The 19,636-nt window shown below is 54.3% G+C and carries 21 protein-coding genes and 1 tRNA gene; 15 read left to right on the forward strand and 7 right to left on the reverse strand.

The features are described 5' to 3' along the window. Positions 1-6: 6 nt before the first annotated feature. The 3 genes from J2125_RS03790 to yejF are packed head-to-tail and all read left to right on the forward strand — an operon-like array spanning position 7 to position 3,714. On the forward strand, positions 7-1,101 hold the full coding sequence (locus tag J2125_RS03790; protein ID WP_017799447.1) for a microcin C ABC transporter permease YejB: 1,095 nt from the start codon (positions 7-9) through the stop codon (positions 1,099-1,101). After that, positions 1,098-2,123: a microcin C ABC transporter permease gene (locus J2125_RS03795; protein WP_209499465.1), complete on the forward strand. Its 1,026-nt coding sequence runs from the start codon at positions 1,098-1,100 to the stop codon at positions 2,121-2,123. Before J2125_RS03790 ends, J2125_RS03795 begins: the two co-directional genes overlap by 4 nt. Before the next feature lies 1 nt (position 2,124). Next, a complete protein-coding gene (gene yejF, locus J2125_RS03800; RefSeq protein ID WP_017799449.1) occupies positions 2,125-3,714 on the forward strand; it encodes a microcin C ABC transporter ATP-binding protein YejF in 1,590 nt (529 codons plus the stop codon). 7 nt (positions 3,715-3,721) lie between these two features. Here the strand turns inward: yejF and J2125_RS03805 are convergent, their stop codons facing one another. The 3 genes from J2125_RS03805 to rsuA form a co-directional block, all read right to left on the reverse strand. Then, positions 3,722-4,066: a YejG family protein gene (locus tag J2125_RS03805; RefSeq protein WP_017799450.1), complete on the reverse strand. Its 345-nt coding sequence runs from the start codon at positions 4,064-4,066 to the stop codon at positions 3,722-3,724. A gap of 381 nt (positions 4,067-4,447) precedes the next feature. Next, positions 4,448-5,641 (reverse strand): Bcr/CflA family multidrug efflux MFS transporter, encoded by a 1,194-nt coding sequence (locus J2125_RS03810; RefSeq protein ID WP_017799451.1) that lies wholly within the window; start codon positions 5,639-5,641, stop codon positions 4,448-4,450. Between the two features lie 32 nt (positions 5,642-5,673). Beyond that, positions 5,674-6,378 (reverse strand): 16S rRNA pseudouridine(516) synthase RsuA, encoded by a 705-nt coding sequence (gene rsuA / locus J2125_RS03815; protein WP_026111482.1) that lies wholly within the window; start codon positions 6,376-6,378, stop codon positions 5,674-5,676. A 194-nt stretch (positions 6,379-6,572) separates the two neighbouring features. On the opposite strand from rsuA, the gene radD reads away from it, so the two are divergent. Then, positions 6,573-8,327, forward strand: a complete 1,755-nt coding sequence (radD, locus tag J2125_RS03820) for a DNA repair helicase RadD (protein WP_017799453.1) — start codon at positions 6,573-6,575, stop codon at positions 8,325-8,327. 141 nt (positions 8,328-8,468) lie between these two features. Continuing rightward, entirely contained in the window at positions 8,469-8,753 is a 285-nt protein-coding gene (gene rplY, locus J2125_RS03825) for a 50S ribosomal protein L25 (RefSeq protein ID WP_017799454.1), read from the forward strand. Positions 8,754-8,804: 51 nt separating this feature from the next. On the opposite strand, the gene yejK is transcribed toward rplY, so the two are convergent. Next, entirely contained in the window at positions 8,805-9,809 is a 1,005-nt protein-coding gene (gene yejK / locus J2125_RS03830; RefSeq protein WP_017799455.1) for a nucleoid-associated protein YejK, read from the reverse strand. 152 nt (positions 9,810-9,961) lie between these two features. On the opposite strand from yejK, the gene J2125_RS03835 reads away from it, so the two are divergent. From J2125_RS03835 to J2125_RS03845, 3 genes are all read left to right on the forward strand, one after another. Next, on the forward strand, positions 9,962-10,189 hold the full coding sequence (locus J2125_RS03835; RefSeq protein WP_026111483.1) for a YejL family protein: 228 nt from the start codon (positions 9,962-9,964) through the stop codon (positions 10,187-10,189). A 21-nt stretch (positions 10,190-10,210) separates the two neighbouring features. Further along, positions 10,211-11,965, forward strand: a complete 1,755-nt coding sequence (gene yejM, locus J2125_RS03840; protein WP_017799457.1) for an LPS biosynthesis-modulating metalloenzyme YejM — start codon at positions 10,211-10,213, stop codon at positions 11,963-11,965. Positions 11,966-12,037: 72 nt separating this feature from the next. After that, positions 12,038-12,114: transfer RNA gene (locus tag J2125_RS03845), tRNA-Pro, on the forward strand. 142 nt (positions 12,115-12,256) lie between these two features. Here J2125_RS03845 and J2125_RS03850 read toward each other — a convergent pair. Together J2125_RS03850 and J2125_RS03855 are read right to left on the reverse strand one after the other, a co-directional pair. Further along, positions 12,257-12,742 carry a type II toxin-antitoxin system YhaV family toxin gene (locus J2125_RS03850; RefSeq protein ID WP_017799458.1) on the reverse strand — a complete coding sequence of 162 codons (486 nt, stop codon included), beginning with the start codon at positions 12,740-12,742 and terminating at the stop codon, positions 12,257-12,259. A gap of 9 nt (positions 12,743-12,751) precedes the next feature. Next, positions 12,752-13,093, reverse strand: a complete 342-nt coding sequence (locus J2125_RS03855) for a type II toxin-antitoxin system PrlF family antitoxin (protein ID WP_017799459.1) — start codon at positions 13,091-13,093, stop codon at positions 12,752-12,754. A gap of 693 nt (positions 13,094-13,786) precedes the next feature. Here J2125_RS03855 and J2125_RS03860 point away from each other — a divergent pair. Both J2125_RS03860 and J2125_RS03865 read left to right on the forward strand, forming a co-directional pair. Then, the gene (locus tag J2125_RS03860; protein ID WP_017799460.1) at positions 13,787-13,993 is read left to right on the forward strand and encodes a hypothetical protein; all 207 of its coding nucleotides are present in this window, start codon (positions 13,787-13,789) and stop codon (positions 13,991-13,993) included. Positions 13,994-14,114: 121 nt separating this feature from the next. Further along, a complete protein-coding gene (locus tag J2125_RS03865; RefSeq protein ID WP_017799461.1) occupies positions 14,115-14,849 on the forward strand; it encodes a 4'-phosphopantetheinyl transferase family protein in 735 nt (244 codons plus the stop codon). 27 nt (positions 14,850-14,876) lie between these two features. Here J2125_RS03865 and J2125_RS03870 read toward each other — a convergent pair whose 3' ends face one another. Beyond that, complete coding sequence (locus J2125_RS03870; RefSeq protein WP_017799462.1) at positions 14,877-15,041, reverse strand: hypothetical protein; 165 nt, start codon at positions 15,039-15,041, stop codon at positions 14,877-14,879. A 204-nt stretch (positions 15,042-15,245) separates the two neighbouring features. Between J2125_RS03870 and J2125_RS03875 the strand changes: the two genes are divergently transcribed. The 5 genes from J2125_RS03875 to J2125_RS03895 all read left to right on the forward strand — a co-directional run bounded on the left by J2125_RS03875 (position 15,246) and on the right by J2125_RS03895 (position 19,547). Continuing rightward, a complete protein-coding gene (locus J2125_RS03875) occupies positions 15,246-16,244 on the forward strand; it encodes an LLM class flavin-dependent oxidoreductase (RefSeq protein WP_017799463.1) in 999 nt (332 codons plus the stop codon). 120 nt (positions 16,245-16,364) lie between these two features. After that, on the forward strand, positions 16,365-17,309 hold the full coding sequence (locus J2125_RS03880; protein WP_017799464.1) for an ABC transporter substrate-binding protein: 945 nt from the start codon (positions 16,365-16,367) through the stop codon (positions 17,307-17,309). 10 nt (positions 17,310-17,319) lie between these two features. Next, on the forward strand, positions 17,320-17,832 hold the full coding sequence (locus J2125_RS03885) for a GNAT family N-acetyltransferase (protein WP_017799465.1): 513 nt from the start codon (positions 17,320-17,322) through the stop codon (positions 17,830-17,832). A gap of 10 nt (positions 17,833-17,842) precedes the next feature. Then, positions 17,843-18,769 (forward strand): amino acid ABC transporter permease, encoded by a 927-nt coding sequence (locus J2125_RS03890; RefSeq protein WP_017799466.1) that lies wholly within the window; start codon positions 17,843-17,845, stop codon positions 18,767-18,769. Then, complete coding sequence (locus tag J2125_RS03895; RefSeq protein WP_017799467.1) at positions 18,753-19,547, forward strand: amino acid ABC transporter ATP-binding protein; 795 nt, start codon at positions 18,753-18,755, stop codon at positions 19,545-19,547. Before J2125_RS03890 ends, J2125_RS03895 begins: the two co-directional genes overlap by 17 nt. Positions 19,548-19,636: the final 89 nt, after the last annotated feature.

The raw sequence follows: 19,636 nt of genomic DNA on the forward strand, positions 1-19,636 counted from the left end.
GTAGATTTGGGCGCTTATCTTATTCGTCGACTTTTGCTGATTATCCCTACCCTGTGGGCGATCATCACCATTAACTTTTTTATTGTGCAGATTGCGCCCGGCGGTCCGGTGGATCAGGCGATTGCCAGCGCCCAGTTTGAGCGCAGTTCCGGCCTGCCCGGCGGCGACACGGGCATCAGCAGCGGACGCAGCGCGTTAAATAACACTAATCCCGGTGACAGCCAGTATCGTGGCGCGCGCGGGCTGGATCCTGAAGTGATTGCCGAAATCACCAAACGCTACGGCTTCGATAAACCGCTGCATGAGCGTTATTTTAAAATGCTGTGGGATTATGCGCGCTTTGATTTTGGCGACAGTCTGTTCCGCAGCGCTTCGGTGATCCAGCTGATTAAAGAGAGTCTGCCGGTGTCAGTCACGCTTGGTCTGTGGAGTACGCTGATTATCTATCTGGTGTCGATTCCGCTCGGTATCCGCAAAGCGGTACATAACGGCAGCGCCTTCGATATCTGGAGCAGCACCCTGATCATTGTCGGCTACGCCATTCCCTCGTTCCTGTTCGGGGTGATGCTGATTGTGCTGTTTGCCGGCGGCAGCTATCTCGACTGGTTCCCGCTGCGTGGATTAACCTCGCCGCAGTTTGACGCCCTGCCGTGGTACGGCAAGATTACCGACTATCTCTGGCATATCACCCTGCCGGTGCTGGCGACGGTGATTGGCGGTTTTGCCACCCTGACGATGCTGACCAAAAATTCCTTTATGGATGAGATCCGCAAACAGTATGTGGTGACCGCGCGCGCCAAGGGGCTGGATGAGAAAAAAATTCTCTATCGCCATGTATTCCGCAACGCGATGCTGCTGGTGATTGCCGGATTTCCGGCCACCTTTATCAGCATGTTTTTTACCGGCTCGCTGCTGATTGAAGTGATGTTCTCGCTAAACGGCCTGGGCCTGCTGGGTTATGAAAGCACCATCCAGCGCGACTATCCGGTGATGTTTGGCACCCTGTATATTTTCACCCTGATTGGCCTGCTGCTGAATATCGTCAGTGATATTACCTATACGCTGGTTGACCCGCGCATCGATTTTGAGGGACGCCAATGAGCCGCCTGAGTCCGATTAATCAGGCCCGCTGGGGCCGTTTCCGTCATAACCGCCGTGGCTACTGGTCACTGTGGATCTTTGCCGTGCTGTTTGTACTCTGTCTGTTTGCCGAGCTGCTGGCGAATGATAAACCGCTGGTGGTGCATTATCAGGATCGCTGGTATGCGCCCGTGCTGTTTGACTATACCGAAGCCGATTTCGGCGGCCCGCTGGCCACCAGCGCCGACTATCAGGATCCCTGGCTGCGACAGCGCCTCGATAATCAGGGCTGGACGCTGTGGGCGCCGATTCGCTTTGCCGACAGTACCATTAATTTCGCCAGCAGCGACCCCTTCCCGTCGCCACCGTCGGCCAAAAACTGGCTCGGCACCGATGCCAATGGCGGCGACGTGCTGGCGCGCATTCTCTATGGCACGCGTATCTCGCTGCTGTTTGGCCTGATGCTGACCATCGTCTCCAGCGTGATTGGCGTCGCCGTCGGCGCAGCGCAGGGCTATTTCGGCGGCAAAGTCGATCTGATCGGTCAGCGCTTTATCGAAATCTGGTCCGGTATGCCGACACTGTTTCTGATTATTCTGCTCTCCAGCGTGGTTCAGCCCGGCTTCTGGTGGCTGCTGGCGATCACCGTGATCTTTGGCTGGATGAGCCTGGTCGGCGTGGTGCGCGCCGAGTTTCTGCGCGCACGCAACTTTGACTATATCCGCGCCGCGCAGGCGATGGGCGTCAGCGACAGCCGTATTATGCTGCGCCATATGCTGCCGAATGCGATGGTGGCGACGCTGACTTTTCTGCCGTTTATTCTTTGCGGCTCCATCACCACCCTGACCTCACTGGACTTCCTCGGTTTCGGTTTGCCGCTCGGCTCGCCTTCACTCGGCGAGCTGCTGCTGCAGGGCAAAAATAACCTGCAGGCGCCGTGGCTGGGACTGGCCGGATTTTTCTCGCTGGCGATTTTACTGTCGCTGCTGATTTTTATTGGCGAAACCGTGCGTGACGCCTTCGATCCCAGCAAGGTGCATTGATATGAGTACGCCACTTCTTACCATTAAGGATCTCAGTATCGCCTTTCGCCAGGGCAATGTGCAGCAGCAGGTGGTGAATCGCCTGTCGCTGTCGCTGGAAGCCGGGGAAACGCTGGCGCTGGTAGGGGAATCGGGATCCGGCAAAAGCGTTACAGCACTGTCGGTGATGCGCCTGTTGCCAACGCCGCCAGCCATTTACACCGGCGGGGAGATCCATTTCGGCGGTCAGAATGTGTTGCAGGCCGATGAACGCACCCTGCGCGGACTACGTGGCAACCGGATGGCGATGATTTTTCAGGAACCGATGGTGTCGCTCAATCCGTTGCACAGCATTGAAAAACAGCTGTATGAAGTGCTGTCACTGCATCGCGGCATGCGTAAAGAAGCCGCACGCGGCGAAATGCTTAACTGTCTTGATCGGGTTGGCATTCGCAACGCCAAAAGCCGTCTGAATGATTTTCCCCATCAGTTATCCGGCGGTGAACGTCAGCGCGTGATGATCGCCATGGCGTTGCTGACCCAGCCGGAACTGCTGATTGCCGATGAACCGACCACCGCGCTTGATGTTACGGTGCAGGCGCAGATCCTGAAGCTGCTGAAAGAGCTGAAGCAGGAACTGAATATGGGACTGTTGTTTATTACCCATAACCTGAATATTGTGCGTCAGCTGGCGGATAACGTCACGGTGATGCAAAACGGCGAGGTCGTGGAGCAGAGCAGCACCCACCAGCTGTTTAACGCCCCGCAGCACGGCTACACACGTAAATTACTGGATGCCGAACCGGAAGGCCGCCCTTCCCCGGCCGACAGTGCGAAAGCGCCGCTGCTGCGGGTGGAAAATCTGCAGGTCTCCTTTCCGATCAAACGCGGTCTGCTGCGCCGGGTTGTCGATCACCATCATGCACTGAAAGCGCTGAGCTTCGAGCTACGACCAGGGGAAAGCCTCGGACTGGTAGGTGAGTCAGGATCGGGAAAAAGCACCACCGGTCTGGCATTGCTGCGCCTGATACAGTCACAGGGCGATATCTGGTTTGATGGTAAGCCGATTCATGGCTGGAATCGTAAGCAGATGCTGGCAGTACGTCCGCGCATTCAGGTGGTGTTTCAGGATCCAAATTCGTCGCTTAATCCACGACTGAACGTGACGCAGATTATTGCCGAAGGATTGCAGGTGCATCGCCCGCAGCTGACGGCAGCGCAGCACGACCAGCAGGTGATCGCCGCCATGCAGGAGGTGGGACTCGACCCCGCCAGCCGCCATCGCTATCCGGCGGAATTCTCCGGTGGTCAGCGTCAGCGTATTGCGATTGCACGCGCGCTGATCCTGCAACCGGAGCTGATTATCCTCGATGAACCGACCTCTTCACTCGATCGCTCGGTGCAGAAACAGATTCTGACATTGCTAAAAGATCTCCAGCAACAGCACCGGCTGGCGTATGTATTTATCAGTCACGATTTGCAGGTGGTGAGATCGCTGTGTCATCAGGTGGTGGTGCTGCGTCAGGGAGAGGTAGTGGAACAGGGTGACTGCGAGCAGATTTTTGCCGCGCCACAGCAGGAATATACCCGCCAGTTACTGGCGCTGGCCTGAGCGGGTTTCAGAAAGGATTGCTGGCGGAAAAGGCTTCAGCAATGGCGACGCCCTGATTTTTCAGGCGGCAGTTGGTCGCGCTTTCATCATTGCGATGCACAAACAGGCAGGGTTCGCCCTGCCACTCCACTACCGCGCATTCCACCTGGATTTCGTTCAGCGCGGTTTTTAATATCTGCATAATATCCCACGCCGACTCGCCGTTATGGCTTAATAATTTCAGGCCAATCAGGTCGTTATCATTGGTTAATCCGCTGATCTCCAGTGGCTCGATGGTTCCGCCACTCAGACCAGCCGACCAGCGATAGCTCTGCGGCAGGCGATGGACAACTGAAAGCTGTAACGTATTCAAATCAAATCCCCAGAACGTTGAGCAGGAAACACGGTTGTCTGGCTGCGTGAAGCAGCGACCCGAATCCCTGGTCAGCAACTGCAATAAGCGTCAATGCAAACCGTCGCGTTTTTTAACATTTCATATTTACGACGTAATTTTTGAGAGTCAGCTCTCATTTTATTGTTATATGTACCGCGTTCATAAAGTGATCACAACCATTATTGCTGCAATATTGTTACTTTTATATGCGCTAAATTTCACAATAAAGCAACATTGTTTGCATGGAATAGCGGAATAAAGGCGGGACGGGCGGCGATAACGCCGCCCCTACGAGTTATGATGTTTTTTGTAGAGGCGGCGTTATCGCCGCCCGCAGGCAAAGGGATCGGCGGGGAACAATTACGCGGCCTTACGTGGCCGGCTGGCATAGAGGAAAAGCAGCAGTGATACCGTGGCGCACAGCGCAATCGCCCACACCATCGGCCAGGCGCTGGTAAAGGTCGCATTCGACAGCAGCATGCCTGCCAGTGCGCCAACACCAAAACGCAGCGTGCCCGCCAGTGACGACGCGGTACCCGCCATATGCGGAAACTCATCAAGGATCACCGCCATCGCATTAGACGACACCATCGACACGCAGCCGATAAACATCGCCACGCCAAACACCAGCGGCAGGAAGCCGAGATTTAATGCGCTGACCACCAGCAACCAGATGCCCATCGCAAACTGAATCAGCAGACCGAGACGGAACATCGCCAGCGGTCCAAAGCGGCGCACCGAACGGCTGTTAATCAGCGTCATTACAAACAGGAAGACAATATTCAGCGCAAAGTAATAGCCAAAGTGCTGCGGCGAAATATGGTTGATTTCGATATAGACGAAAGGGCCGGCATTAAGAAACGAAAACAGTCCGGCAAAGGAGAAGCCGCTGGCCAGCATATAGCTGAAGGCGCGCTTATGGCGAAACAGTGACAAAAAGTTACCCAGCATGGTGCGCAGGTGAAATTTCTGCCGTTTTTCTGGTGGCAGCGTCTCTTTGATCTGCGTAACAACCAGCACCGTGGTCACCACCGCTGCGACAGAAATCACCCAGAAAATGGCGTGCCAGCTCCAGAACAGCAGCAACCAGCCGCCGACAATCGGCGCCAGCAGCGGCGCGATGGTGGTCACCAGCATCACAAATGACATCATGCGGGAAAACTCCTCTTTCGAGTAGCTGTCACGCATCAGCGCGCTGATCACCACGCTGCCTGCGGCCGCTGACAGGCCATGCAGCAGACGCATATTGATCAGCTGATCGATGGTTTGCGACATGGCGCAGGCTGCGGCGGCGATGGCGAAAGTCAGGGTGCCGAAAGTAATCACTGGCTTACGACCAAAGCTGTCGGCCATCGGGCCATAAAACAGCTGGCCAAGGGCAAAACCCATAATATAAATGTTAAGCGTCATCTGCACGCTACCCGCCGATACGCCAAACTCGGTGGCGATTTGCGGCAGCGCTGGCAGATACATATCGATTGATAACGGCATCAACATGGCCAACAGGCCGAGAATAACCACTAATCCCAGTGAAGAGTTCTTATCCTTCCGCACCCATTGCCCCTTACTTGTTATTATTTATATGATTATTGCGGTATCACCACACTGGCGATCTCTTCTGCAGTCAGCGCCCGGTATTCACCCGGAGCCAGATCGTCATCCAGCGCAATTTCACCAATACGTTCACGATGTAACGCGACAACCCGGTTGCCCACTGCGGCAAACATACGTTTTACCTGATGATAACGCCCTTCACTGATGGTCAGACGCACCTGGTGCTCGCCGATCACTTCCAGCGTCGCCGGTTTGGTCAGACTTTTTTCGTTATGTAGCTGGACGCCATCGGCAAACTGCTGCGCCGTATCCTCAGCCAGTGGCAACTCCAGCGTCACCAGATAGGTTTTCTCGCAGTGATGACGCGGGGAGGTAATACGATGTGACCACTGACCATCATCAGTCATCAGCACCAGACCGGTGGTATCAATATCCAGTCGCCCGGCGGCGTGCAGTTTGTAAGCCGTTGGCTCTTCGAGAAAGTACAGCACGGTAGGATGATCGGGATCGTCTGTCGAGCAGACATAGCCTTCGGGTTTATTCAGCATAAAATAGCGCGGCCCAAACTGCTGTTGTAACGGATTGCCGTCATATTCAACCTGGTGCTCGGGTTCCAGCTTAAACGACGTGTCACGCACGATCTCACCATCAATGGTGACACGTTTAGCGCGAATTTCGCGTGCGGCGATTGCCCGGCTAATTTCCAGTTGCTGAGATAAAAATTTATCGAGTCGCATTAAATCTGCTTTGCCTGTGTTCTTGAAATGAAATCCGACGTCATCTTGCGATAGACGTTTGAAAAGCGCCTGCGCGCCCGGGAAGGTATTGCTGAACAGTATAGCGAGTGTTAAGCGCGCCTGACAGAGGGGATCGCACCGTTCAGCGGCTTTCATGGCATAATACGACCCTGTTTCCAGAATTGTGCCTTGTTATGTCGTTTACTCTTCGTCCTTATCAGCAGGAAGCGGTGGATGCCACGCTCACTTACTTCCGTGGTTCGCAGCAACCGGCAGTGATTGTACTGCCCACCGGCGCGGGCAAAAGCCTGGTGATTGCCGAACTGGCAAGGCTGGCGCGTGGGCGCGTGCTGGTGCTGGCCCACGTCAAAGAGCTGGTGGCGCAGAATCACAGCAAATACCAGGCTTACGGGCTGGATGCGGATATCTTTGCCGCCGGACTGCAACGCAAAGAGAGCCACAGTAAAGTGGTGTTTGGCAGCGTGCAGTCAGTGGCGCGCAATCTGGAGCAATTTGACAGCGCATTTTCGCTGCTGATTGTCGACGAATGCCACCGTATCAGCGACGATGACGACAGTCAGTACCGCCAGATTCTTCATCATCTGCGTCAGCATAATCCCCAGCTGCGCCTGCTGGGGCTGACCGCCACCCCCTACCGGCTGGGCAAAGGCTGGATCTATCAGTTCCACTATCACGGCATGGTGCGTGGCGATGATCAGGCGCTGTTTCGTGACTGCATTTATGAACTGCCGCTGCGCTATATGATTAAGCATGGCTTCCTGGTGCCGCCGGAACGGCTGGATATGCCGGTGGTGCAATACGATTTCAGTCGCCTGAACGCCCAGCCAAACGGTCTGTTTAGCGAGGCCGATCTTAATCGCGAGCTGAAACAGCAGCAGCGCGTGACGCCGCATATTATTCAGCAGATCGTTGAGTTCGCTGCCGACCGCAAAGGGGTGATGATCTTCGCCGCCACTGTCGAACATGCCAAAGAGATCCTCGGTCTGTTACCGCCGGGTAAGGCGTTAATCAGCGCCGACACCCCGGCGGCGGAGCGCGACGCCACTATCACCGCGTTTAAAGCGCAGCAGTTGCGCTATATGGTGAATGTGGCGGTGCTGACCACCGGTTTTGATGCTCCCCATGTGGATCTGATTGCTATTCTGCGGCCTACCGAGTCCGTCAGCCTGTATCAGCAAATTGTTGGTCGCGGTTTACGCCTGTGTGAAGGGAAAAGCGACTGCCTGATCCTCGACTATGCCGGTAATCCGCACGATCTTTTCACGCCGGAAGTGGGCGCGCCAAAAGGCAAAAGCGACAATCAGCCGGTACAGGTGTTCTGCCCTGCCTGCGGCTTTGCCAATACCTTCTGGGGTAAAGCCACTGCCGACGGCGCCATCATTGAACACTTTGGCCGTCGTTGTCAGGGCGTGATGGAAGATGACGACGGTGAGCGCGAGCAGTGCGACTACCGTTTTCGCTTTAAAAGCTGTCCGCACTGCAATGCCGAGAACGATATTGCCGCACGCCGTTGCCATCAGTGCGACGCGGTGCTGGTTGATCCTGACGATATGCTTAAGGCCGCGCTAAAACTGAAAGATGCGCTGGTGCTGCGTTGCGGCGGGATGGAACTGACGCATGGCAGCGATGAAAAAGGCGAGTGGCTGAAAGCCAGCTATTTTGACGAAGATGGCACCAGCGTCAGCGAACGCTTCCGCTTAAAAAGCCCGGCGCAGCGTAAGGCTTTTGAACAGCTGTTTATGCGTCCGCATCAGCGCGCGCCGGGCGTGCCGCTTGGCTGGCAAAGCGCCGCTGATGTGGTGGCGCTGCAACCGCTCTTGCGCCATCCTGATTTTGTTGTCGCCCGTCAGCAGCGCCATTTCTGGCAGGTGCGCGAGAAAATTTTTGATTACCAGGGCCGCTTTCGCCGCGCCAACGAGCTGAGTTAACGACGGTATTGTTTGCCCGCACCGGCAAACGCGGCTATAATGCCGCCCGCTTTTGCGAAAGCCTGAGCACACTATAGTACGAACAATCCAACCTGTTACTGGGTCGCCTGTAGCAGGAACATTTATTGAATGAGAAATAACATGTTCACTATCATTGCAGAAGAACGTAAACAGCAGGGTAAGGGTGCGAGCCGCCGCCTGCGTACAGCTAACAAATTCCCGGCAATCATTTATGGTGGCGCGGAAGCAGCTGTAGCTATCGAACTGGATCATGACTCAGTGATGAACCAGCAGACCAAACCAGGTTTCTACGACGAAGTTCTGACCCTGGTTGTTGATGGCAAAGAAGTTAAAGTTAAGATCCAGGCTGTTCAGCGTCATCCGTTCAAGCCAAAACTGCACCACATCGACTTCGTTCGCGCTTAATTGCGAATCAGTTGAAGAAAAAACGCCGCATATGCGGCGTTTTTTTTTGCTTTATTTACCGCCAGTGCGGCGCTGAAGCTGATCGCGCAGATTAGGCGGCGTGCCTTTAATGGTCAGCGTATCGGTCGCCGGATCCCAGAAAATACGTTCGCCCAGCAGCATGGCGTCAAAATTCAGCGTTAATCCGCCGCCGCTGCCGGCAAATTTGGTCAGCTGACGCAGGGTGCTGCGGTCCGCCGGGAAAGTCTCTTCCAGCTCATAGCCCTGATCCTGGGTAAAAGCCTGGAAACTCTTCTCACCTAATGGCGGCAGTTCGTTTGACAGATCTTCCAGCGCAATCTCTTCACCCGCCTGTAACTGCTCATTACAGTAGCTGTAAACCTGCTGACGATAGTTCTGCCGCTCGCCTTTATCCAGTTCGGACTCTGCACAGTAGTCATCCACCGCCTGCAACAGACCGCGGTTCTGCGCCTTGGTGTCCAGACCGACGCTGGCGCCGAGGAAATCCATAAAGAAGTCGGCAACTTTGCGCCCCACGCGTCCGCGCAGAAAAGTCAGATAACGGGTCGACTCCGGATTGGTTTCCCATTCAGTCAGATCGATACGCGCGACAATGTCCGCATGGTTGATATCGAGGTAGTGCGTCGAGCTGATATCCAGCTCTTCATTAACGCGCATACTGTTCTGGCTGCTCAGCACCGCAATCAGCAGATACTCCACCGCCAGGTAACGATAGTGGCAGAACAGCACCACTCCGCCTTCGGCAAACGGATATTTGGCCAGTTCATCACGCAGACGTCCGGTGGCGGCGCGGCTAAAAGCGAGGAAATCATCCTCCCCTTTACGGCAGTTGCGCAGCGCATCGGCCAGCTCGCTCTCTTCGTTAAACAGGCCGTAGGCTTTGCTTTTTGCGCTATAGACGCGGTGTAACTCTTCCACCATCGCCTCAACTGTGGCGTTAGTCGGCAGCAACGACGCGCGCAAAACCAGCTCCAGCGTCTGTTCATCGCGCTTAATCAGCTGGTGAAGGGCAATCTGATCGATATCCAGACTCATGGTAAACTCTCCTTAATGGCTCAGGCGCGTATTCAATCACTGCGCGTCGTCGCGATCAACCAGCATTAACACGCCGCTTACGATAAAAGTGCGGAAAAAATCGCGCTGATACGGTAAGATACCGCCCTTTAATACTTGAATAATTCGACGTTATGCCACAATCATCCCGTTATAGTGACGAACGCGTGGAGAAAATCCTCGCAGAAATGGTCCAGGTGCTGGAAAAAAACCAGACGCCAACCGATCTTTCCCTGATGATCCTCGGAAATATGGTGACCAATTTAATCAATACCAGCGTGGCGCCTGCACAACGCCAGATACTGGCACGTTCCTTCGCTGATGCACTTCAGGCTTCTGTTCGCGAAGATAAAGCCCATTAATGTGATGATCCAGACCCCATTATGGTAACCAACCGGCAGCGCTACCGTGAAAAAGTCTCCCAGATGATTAGCTGGGGGCACTGGTTCGCTCTGTTTAATATCATTTTTGCCTTTATCCTGGGCAGCCGCTTCCTGTTGCTTGCCGACTGGCCTGCATCGCTGGGCGGTCGGCTCTACGCCTTTACCAGCTGGATCGGCCACTTCAGCTTTCTGGTGTTTGCCGGTTATCTGCTGATTATCTTCCCGCTAACCTTTATTGTGATGTCGCAGCGGCTGATGAGGCTCCTCTCCGCCATTGTCGCCACCACCGGAATGACACTGCTGCTGGTCGACAGCGCGGTGTTTAGCCGTTTCCATCTGCACCTTAATCCGGTGGTGTGGGAACTGGTGGTCAACCCCGATCAGAGTGAAATGGCGCGTGACTGGCAGCTGATGTTTATCAGCCTGCCGCTGATATTCCTGGTGGAGATGCTGTTCGCCACCTGGAGCTGGCAGAAGCTGCGCAGTCTGAATCGCCGCAGCTTCGGCAAGCCGCTGGCCGCGCTGTTTATTACCGCCTTCTTTACCAGCCACCTGATGTATATCTGGGCTGACGCTAACTTCTATCGCCCGATTACCATGCAGCGCGCTAACCTGCCGCTCTCCTATCCGATGACCGCACGTCGTTTCCTTGAGAAGCATGGTTTGCTGGATGCGCAGGAGTATCAGCGTCGTCTGGTGCAGCAGGGGAATCCGGAAGCGCTGTCGGTAGCCTATCCGTTAAGCGATATCAGTTTCCGCGACGGCGGCACGCGCCACAATCTGCTGGTGATTACCGTCGATGGGCTTAATGAAGCGACCATGGCGAAAGCGCTGCCGAATCTGCAACAGTTTGCACAGCAAAACGTACGCTTCAGCCAGCACTTTAGCGCCGGAAGCTCAGATGATGCCGGTTTGTTTGGTCTGTTCTACGGTATCTCGCCTAGTTATATGGATGGCGTGTTGTCCTCGCGCATCCCGTCAGCGCTGATAAATGCCCTGAGTCAGCAAGGCTATCAGTTTGGTCTGTTCGCCTCGGATGGCTTTAGTTCACCGTTGTACCGTCAGGCGCTGCTGGCAGATTTCTCCCTGCCCTCTTCTGAGAACCAGCCGAACGCACAAACCACCAGCCAGTGGCAGCAGTGGCTGGATGGCCAGAAAGAAAATCGTGCACCGTGGTTCTCCTATATCTCTTACGATGGTCTGAGCGATCTGGCGGGCAATGCCGAGGATAGCAGCCGTCGTTATCTGCGCGGCGCGGCGCGGGTTGATCAGCAGATTCAGCAAGTACTGGATCGCTTAAAAGAGAAAGATCTGCTGAAAAATACCGTGGTGGTCATTACTGCCCAACGTGGTGTGGCGCTGGATGACAATACCAGCGACGGCAACCGTGCGCGTTTACAGGTACCGCTGGTAGTGCACTGGCCAAATACGCCAGCGCAGCAGGTCAACAAACTGACCGACCATCAGGATGTGATGACCACATTGATGCAACGTCTGCTGCATGTCAGCACCGCATCAGGGGAGTATTCACAGGGTGAAGATCTGTTTGCCGCGCAGCGCCGTCATGACTGGGTCGCCAGTACCGGGGAAGATCGCCGTCTGGTGATCACTACACCGCAGAGCACGTTGATCCTTGATAATAACGGCAGCTATCAGGCATTTGGTCAGGATGGTAAGCCGCTGAAGAACCATAAACCGCAACTGGCGTTGCTGTTGCAGGTGCTGACGGAAGAGAAAAGATTCATTGCTAACTGATTATTTTTAAAGCGGTTAACGCATCAGTGGCTTGCAATCAAAAACGAAAACGGTACTATTATTGTACTGTGTCGGCACGTAGCGCAGCCTGGTAGCGCACGGTCATGGGGTGTCCGGGGTCGGAGGTTCAAATCCTCTCGTGCCGACCAAAAAACCTTTTAAGAACCAGCCTTTTATGGCTGGTTTTTTATTGCCCGGGATTTGGTGATGGTTTCGTGCGTTAAGGAAGGCTTTATGGAATATAAGAGGATAGCGGGCAGTAAAACCCGCCGATACACGCCTTATTCGCCATCAAAAACCTTCAAAGAGTTCTGGTGGCATAGCCTGCGTGTCAGTTTTCGCCCTGGCAAGTAAGGTGTCCCAGTCACTGGGCGGATCACCAAGCTTTAACATAGCTTCAAATATCTTGTAGGCGTCTGTCTTACTACCGTAAGCACGTAAGGTGTTTTCATCATTTACCCATCCGATGACAATGGCTTTATGCTGCTCGCTGCAGCGATAAAACAGACGGTACTGCTGCAAAAATTTAGCGCGGAACCAGTTTTTATTATTTACTCCCAACGTATCACCCTGCCGGAATTGCGATCCGAGAGGGTCAGAAGCGATCCGCTCTATCACCTGTACATACGCCGCTAACAACTTTGTCTGGCGCTTCTTGTGGTAATTATCTTGATGATTCGCTTTGAGTGCAGCCACCGCCTGATATAGCGGCGTTAACTGAGAGATGAAGCACGAGTAAAAATAAACCTTCCAGCCATTAATTTCCAAAAAATCCACACCAGCCTCCTACTCGTCATCAGTAAGCGGCGCGTCTAAATCAACCATAACTCCAGCAGTAAGTTCTTTAATGTCCGCCCAGAAAGCCACCGGCACACGGTGAATATTCTGCGGGTTTTTCAGCATGTCATGCTCCATAAACATGAGAAATTGAGCTACCACCGGGTCACTCTGCTCCTCACTCTGCCGGGACATGATGACCTGACCACCTGACAGCAGGGAATATTTAATAACTTCGCCTGGCTTCAGATGCAGCGCATCTCGAATCGCTGCGGGAATAGTGGTCTGACTGCGCTCGGTGAGCCGCGATTCAGCGCGCAGTGACACTTCCGCCTGGTTTAAATCAATCATTTTTAATACTCCGGTTTTGACACATCAGGCATTGACCATCGCTGAGTTCAATTGCTCTCGACAGGCATAACATAATGCATATGCATTGCCAATGCAATCGCATTACTTCTCGCCAAAGTTGAATCAGAGAAATGCTCACCCGCCAGTCTTTTCACTAATGCCCTCCTCCGCACCCGGAATGCAGACCATTCTAATACAGTGCAAAATACTGGCAATAACGCTCCCACTAACAACTGCTTAACATCCTTGCCCACCATGCAGAATTTAATCACGCAGCAAAACCACAGTGGCGGGTCAAAAATCTTGTTCTAAAATCATATCAGGCCAACCATAACGGGATGATTGCATGAGCAAAATCGTTGTTTCCGTAAACATAATGGCGATAAGCGCCCTTATTCTGCTGATGAACTTTAAGTATGACTGGTGGTAATGCAGAAAAATAAGATCGCCTGATGCCAGAGGCGTTAATCTTCAAAGCCAGCTATTGCAGCTGGTTTTTTTAGCGCAGCATCGCAACCAACAAGCCGGACCCGGCTTTAGCAACGATCAGCAATAACTGCCGTTTTGCCGCACAAAGCGTGCGCTGCGTTGCAAACTATGCTGGCATTAATCTTAATTCATCGACCTGAAATAAAATTGTCATATAAATTTCTTATTCTGGCGTCTCAAAATTGCCAACACGGAACCATAACCATGGTTGTTATGAAAGCAAAAAACGACAAAGACGCAGAAGAATTATTGCATTCAGGGATTAATAAAGTCGAACTGGCCTATGATATTGGCAGTGACGATTTCTTCCGCCTCGCCAGCCGCTGGTGCGAAAAAGGCGCCAAAATCAGCAAAGGAAGCCAGCACTTTATTGTGTCGTTAAAGGGCTTCGCCATTCCGCCAAACGATTAAGTTACCCCCTGTTTGATGACTCAGGAGTGTGCTCCTGAGTCACTTCTCTTCCGCCACTTCATTGAATTTATCGACTATTGCTGCTGTAATTTGCCCACCGCTTACTCACACTGTGCAGGCCATGCTCAACGATTTCATTAGCTTGTCTTATCCGCCGACGCCGTTTATCCGCACCTTGCGCGAGATAATGCTGCCGCAGTTCTCATGGCTGAGGCTGACAGAGATACGTTTTGAACTGCACCATTTTGACGATTCGCTGTTCGCCCTGCTGGCGGTCGATCCCCCTGCGCATCTGAGTAAGTCGGTAAAAAAACGCCGTGCGGAATACCTTGCCAGCCGCTATGCCGCGCGCCGCGCACTGGCCGCTGCTGGAGTGGACGATTTTCTGCTGCTGAATGATGAACAGCGCGCGCCGATCTGGCCGCCAGGGTTCTGTGGCTCGCTAAGCCATACCACGCAGCGGGCGGTAATTGTTACCGCTGCGGCGCAACCGGGTCGCCAGATTGGCGTGGATGCGGAACAGACAATGCAGGCGCAGAGCGCATCTGAACTGAGTGAAATGATTGTCTCCGCCAGCGAATTGCAGGTATTAAAACAGTGCGGATTGCCGCTGGCGCAGGCGCTGACGCTGACGTTTTCTTTAAAAGAGAGTTTGTATAAAGCGCTGTTTCCGCTGCTGCGGCAATTTATGGATTTTCACAGTGCCGAAATTGTCGGGCTGGAGGGAGCTACGGGTCGCGCGCAGCTGAGGCTGACGCGCGATTTCAGTGCCGGACTGCAGGCCGGACGCCTGTTTAACGGCTATTTTCAACAACAGCAGGATGAGATCACCACCTTGATTATTGATGAGCTCTGACCTGCCGTCGCCTGCGCCACGCTGTAACTAGCGAGGTTCAATATCGTCGCGCTGCGAAGGCAGCCCATGAATATCAACACCGTACAGCTCGACCATCGGCATCATAGCTTCAATGATCCGACAACTATCCAGCGTTGCCATACCAGAGGGTACATGGAACATACGGGTAAAATGCAGCCATAAACCTTTCATCGTTTCACTCCTCTGTAAATGAAGGTTCATTAAAACCCGCGTAATCCCCCCCCGACAAATGCCAATTTGTGCCAACCAAATCTGCCAGCAAGCAATAGCGCTAATCCCGTTTAATCGCTACATAAAGCAAAATTTGTTGTTTTACAGGAATTGTTAGCGACTTCAATAATTGCCGACACCAACAGTAATTAAGGAATCGCTACTATGGCCTATCGACTGAGCCTGCTGGATAAAAGCCCGGTTGCCGACGGCGAATCGCCGTCGCAGGCGTTAGCCCGTACCCTGGAACTGGCAAAGCGTGCTGAAGAGTGGGGTTTTCATCGTTTCTGGCTGGCGGAACATCATAATACCTTAGCGCTGGCCAGCCCGGCGCCCGAAGTGCTGATTGCCTGGATTCTGGCGCATACCCGGCGTTTGCGCGTGGGTTCCGGCGGTGTAATGTTGCAGCACTACAGCCCGTATAAAGTAGCGGAGAACTTTAATCTGCTGGCGTCGCTGGCGCCTGGCCGCGTTGATCTCGGCGTTGGCAAAGCGCCCGGCGGTCTGCCGCTCGCCACCCGCGCGTTACAGCAGGGGTTGCATCAGGCGGAAAAAGGCGATTTTGCCGCCCAGCTGGAGCAGCTTGATCGCTGGCTGCGACCTGACAACAGCGCGCCGCAACAGGATAAGTTGCAGGCGACCCCGCTGCCCTCCCAGCCGGCGCAACGTTTTCTGCTGGGCGCCAGCGAAAACAGTGCCCGGCTGGCAGCCAGTCTTGACTGGCAGTTCGTCTTTGCGGCGCATATTAATGGCGATATTGATGAGCTGGCGCGCTCACTGGAGGCTTACCATCGCCACAGCGGTGGTCAGCGCGCATTGCTGGCGGTACAGGTTATTACCACCGACTGCGCGGCAGAGGCGGAACGGCTGGCCAGCGACCTGCAACATTATCGTGTACAGACCGCTGATGGCCAGAGTGTCACCGTCGGCAGCCTGGAGCAGGCCGATGCCTTTATTCGCCAGTCTGGCGCAGAAAATTATCGTATAGAACCACGCGTCTCTTCCGTAATAAAAGGCAACGCCAGCGAAGTGCATCAACAGCTGGATGCTTTACAGCGCCGTTTTAATATCGATGAATTTATTATCGATACACCAGTCAGTGACGGATATCGCCGTATCAGGTCGCTGGAATTACTCGCCGGTCATCAGTTAGCCACCGCATAACCATCAATAAATACCGCCCGGGAGGTTAATGATGACGGCAATCGGTGGCCGTCATCCGCGATACGCCCGGCGTTAAAAAATTCACCTGCTGCTGCATCCTTCACACAATAAGAGTCTGAGATGACAAAAACGAATCCACTATTTACCCTCGCACTGCTCTGCGGATTGCTGAGCAGCGGCTTCACTGCTGCCGAAGAGGTCAATCTCAACGGCCAGGGCGTCAGCGTCGAAGCCAATAAAGTGCCGGTGAATACCGGGAAAAATCCGCAGGCCATCGCCAGTATTCCGGCCGCTCACCGCTTTGCGGTACCGGGCAAATTTACCGTGGCGATTGCCGGGCTGAACTCACCGCCGTTAACGCTGTTTTCCGATGATAATAAAACTCTGCTCGGCAGTGAGGCGGATATCGCCCGCCTGGTGGCTGACAGCCTTGGCCTGGAGCTGAATGTGGTCGCCACCTCGTGGGAAGACTGGCCGCTGGGCGTGGCATCCGGCAAATATGATGCTGCTATCACCAATGTGACGGTGACCAAAGATCGCAAGGAGAAATTCGATTTCGCTACTTACCGTAAAGATTCACTCGGTTTTTATGTCAAATCCACCAGCAAAATCAGCGCCATCACTAAAGCGGAAGATATTGCCGGGTTGCGGATTATCGTCGGTTCCGGCACTAATCAGGAAGCCATTTTGCTGGCGTGGGATCAGGCCAATCAGGCTAAAGGGCTGAAAGCCTTTACCCCGGTTTACAGCAAAGATGATGCGGCGCAGACGCTGGCCCTGCAGTCGGGCCGTGCGGATGCTTACTTTGGTCCGAATGTGATTGGCGCATGGAAAGCCGCGCTGACCGGCCAGACCAGACGCGTCGGCAGCGTTGACGGTGGCTGGCCAAAAGCGGCGCATATCGCCGTCACCCTGAAAAAAGGCAATGGCCTGGTGGATCCGGTCAATATTGCGCTGAATGGCGTGATTAAAAATGGCAGCTACGACAAGGTGCTGAACCGCTGGGGTGAAGGCATTGAACGCCTCGACCATTCCGAAATCAATCCACCAGGCCTCGGCGATTAAGGGGGTAACCATGAGTCAGACACAATTTCGCGAGCTGTCGCCGGAAGCGGAGGAGCTGCAACCGATTCTTAGCGGCCTGTTTGGTGAATATGAAGCGCGTTACGGCGACTTTTTTTCCGCACAACAGGAGCAGGAGCTGACCGAGTGGTATCTGCCGCCGCAGGGACTGTTTATTGTGCTGGAGCGCGACGGCGAAATCATCGCCATGGGCGCCTATAAAGCGTTTGATGCGCAAACCGCCGAGCTGAAACGCATCTGGACGCGCCGGGATGTGCGCCGTCAGGGACTGGCGCTGGTGATCCTGCAGGAACTGGAGCGGCGCGCACTGCGCGCCGGTTATCAGCAGCTTTATCTGACTACCGGCTTTCGTCAGCCCGAGGCGGTACGGCTCTATCTGGCGCATGGCTATCAGCCGCAGTTTGATATTACCCGCGATGCGGAAAGCTACGCCCTGCCGCCTTATGATGGCCGTCTGCGTTTTACCAAACCGTTAACCGTTACGGCAAACGCCGATGCCAGTTAAGGAGCGGTCAGTGAAATTAACTACAAAATTACGCGTGGTGCCCGCACGTTATCCGCTGCGCCATTTCGGCGCATTACTGGCGCTATTTATCCTTGCAGCGGTGATCCAGTCGGTGGCGCTGAATCCGCGCTGGGAGTGGTCGGTGTTTGCCCGCTGGTTCTTTGATCCGGTGATTCTGCACGGGCTGGCGCAGACCCTGCTGCTGACGCTGCTCGGCACTCTGTTCAGCATTCTGCTCGGATCGGCACTGGCGCTGGCGCGCCTCTCGCCTTCGTGGTTACTCTCCAGTCTCGCCTGGGGCTATATCTGGCTGTTTCGTTCGCTGCCGCTGATTGTGGTGCTGATCATTCTGTATAACTTCTCATACCTGTACGACACGCTGTCGCTGGGTATCCCGTTTACCCCGCTGGTATTCGCCAGTTATCAGACCATTGATGTGCTCGGCCAGTTTCCCACTGCGGTTATTGGCCTGACGCTGGTACAGGCGGCCTATACCGCCGAAATTATTCGCGGCGGCATTCTCGGTGTCGATGAGGGGCAGTTTGAAGCGGCGATGGCGCTCGGCCTGCCAGCGCGCCGTCGCACCATGCGCATTATTTTACCGCAGGCGCTGCGCGCGATTATTCCCACCGGTTTTAATGAGGTGATCAGTCTGGCGAAAGGCACCGCGATGGTTTATGTACTGGCGATGCCAGAGCTGTTTTACACCATTCAGATGGTCTATAACCGCACTCAGCAGGTGATCCCGCTGCTGATGGTGGGCGCGGTATGGTATCTGATCGTCACCACCGTGCTGTCGGTGATCCAGCACTACGTTGAACGCTGGCTGGCGCGCAGCGCCACTCGCAGCCAGCGACCGCCACTGTGGCGTCAGATCCGTCAACGCCTGCAACGGCGCAGCCTTGCTCAGGGAGTCAGCCATGTCAGAAGCCATTGATTACGCAACAAACACGGTGCGCGGTCAGATAAGCATTACCCAGGTCAGTAAAAGCTTCGGTCGCCATAAGGCGCTGGATGAGGTGTCGCTGGAGCTGGATCCCGGCTCGGTCACGGTGATCCTTGGTCCGTCAGGATCCGGCAAGTCGACGCTGCTGCGCGCCATTAATCATCTTGAGCGCGTGGATGAAGGCTATATTCAGATTGATGGTGATTATATTGGCTATCAGCGTAAAGGCGATCGCCTGCATGAGCTGAAAGAGAAAGCCATTCTGCGCCAGCGCACCGAAGTGGGCTATGTGTTTCAGAACTTCAATTTATTCCCGCATCTGACGGTACTGGAGAATATTATTGAAGCGCCGATTGCGCACAAAAAGCAGAGCCGCGCGCAGGCTATCGCGCTGGCGTATCAGCTGCTGGACACCGTTGGCCTGCGTGAAAAAGCCGATGCCTGGCCGCGCCATCTTTCTGGCGGCCAGCAGCAGCGTATTGCTATTGCCCGCGCGTTAGCACTCAATCCCCGTGTCATGCTGTTTGATGAACCAACATCAGCGCTGGATCCCGAGCTGGTCGGTGAAGTGCTGGATGTGATTAAAAAACTGGCGCGTTCCGGCACCACTATGGTGGTGGTGACCCATGAGATTGGTTTTGCGCGCGAAGTGGCGGACCGGCTGGTCTTTATGGTTGATGGCAAGGTCGTCGAGCAGGGACAGGCGCAACAGGTACTGAATCAGCCGCAACATCCGCGTACCCGGCGTTTCCTCGCCAGCGTACTGTAACTCTCCGCATTTTAGCGATAAAAAAGCCGGTTTATCAATGTGATAAACCGGCGTTAACCATTTGGCAAGACGACAGAAAAGTTCAGGAA

It is taken from the genome of Winslowiella toletana (genome assembly GCF_017875465.1).
Taxonomy (GTDB): domain Bacteria; phylum Pseudomonadota; class Gammaproteobacteria; order Enterobacterales; family Enterobacteriaceae; genus Erwinia; species Erwinia toletana.

What these genes read in the sequence shown, in the direction of transcription:
- J2125_RS03795 (WP_209499465.1), top strand. Translation starts at nt 1,098, where the DNA reads ATGAGCCGCCTGAGTCCGATTAATCAGGCCCGCTGGGGCCGTTTCCGT.
- yejF (WP_017799449.1), top strand. Translation starts at nt 2,125, where the DNA reads ATGAGTACGCCACTTCTTACCATTAAGGATCTCAGTATCGCCTTTCGC.
- rsuA (WP_026111482.1), bottom strand. Translation starts at nt 6,378, where the DNA reads ATGCGACTCGATAAATTTTTATCTCAGCAACTGGAAATTAGCCGGGCA.
- radD (WP_017799453.1), top strand. Translation starts at nt 6,573, where the DNA reads ATGTCGTTTACTCTTCGTCCTTATCAGCAGGAAGCGGTGGATGCCACG.
- rplY (WP_017799454.1), top strand. Translation starts at nt 8,469, where the DNA reads ATGTTCACTATCATTGCAGAAGAACGTAAACAGCAGGGTAAGGGTGCG.
- yejK (WP_017799455.1), bottom strand. Translation starts at nt 9,809, where the DNA reads ATGAGTCTGGATATCGATCAGATTGCCCTTCACCAGCTGATTAAGCGC.
- J2125_RS03835 (WP_026111483.1), top strand. Translation starts at nt 9,962, where the DNA reads ATGCCACAATCATCCCGTTATAGTGACGAACGCGTGGAGAAAATCCTC.
- yejM (WP_017799457.1), top strand. Translation starts at nt 10,211, where the DNA reads ATGGTAACCAACCGGCAGCGCTACCGTGAAAAAGTCTCCCAGATGATT.
- J2125_RS03855 (WP_017799459.1), bottom strand. Translation starts at nt 13,093, where the DNA reads ATGATTGATTTAAACCAGGCGGAAGTGTCACTGCGCGCTGAATCGCGG.
- J2125_RS03860 (WP_017799460.1), top strand. Translation starts at nt 13,787, where the DNA reads ATGGTTGTTATGAAAGCAAAAAACGACAAAGACGCAGAAGAATTATTG.
- J2125_RS03865 (WP_017799461.1), top strand. Translation starts at nt 14,115, where the DNA reads ATGCTCAACGATTTCATTAGCTTGTCTTATCCGCCGACGCCGTTTATC.
- J2125_RS03870 (WP_017799462.1), bottom strand. Translation starts at nt 15,041, where the DNA reads ATGAAAGGTTTATGGCTGCATTTTACCCGTATGTTCCATGTACCCTCT.
- J2125_RS03875 (WP_017799463.1), top strand. Translation starts at nt 15,246, where the DNA reads ATGGCCTATCGACTGAGCCTGCTGGATAAAAGCCCGGTTGCCGACGGC.
- J2125_RS03880 (WP_017799464.1), top strand. Translation starts at nt 16,365, where the DNA reads ATGACAAAAACGAATCCACTATTTACCCTCGCACTGCTCTGCGGATTG.
- J2125_RS03885 (WP_017799465.1), top strand. Translation starts at nt 17,320, where the DNA reads ATGAGTCAGACACAATTTCGCGAGCTGTCGCCGGAAGCGGAGGAGCTG.
- J2125_RS03895 (WP_017799467.1), top strand. Translation starts at nt 18,753, where the DNA reads ATGTCAGAAGCCATTGATTACGCAACAAACACGGTGCGCGGTCAGATA.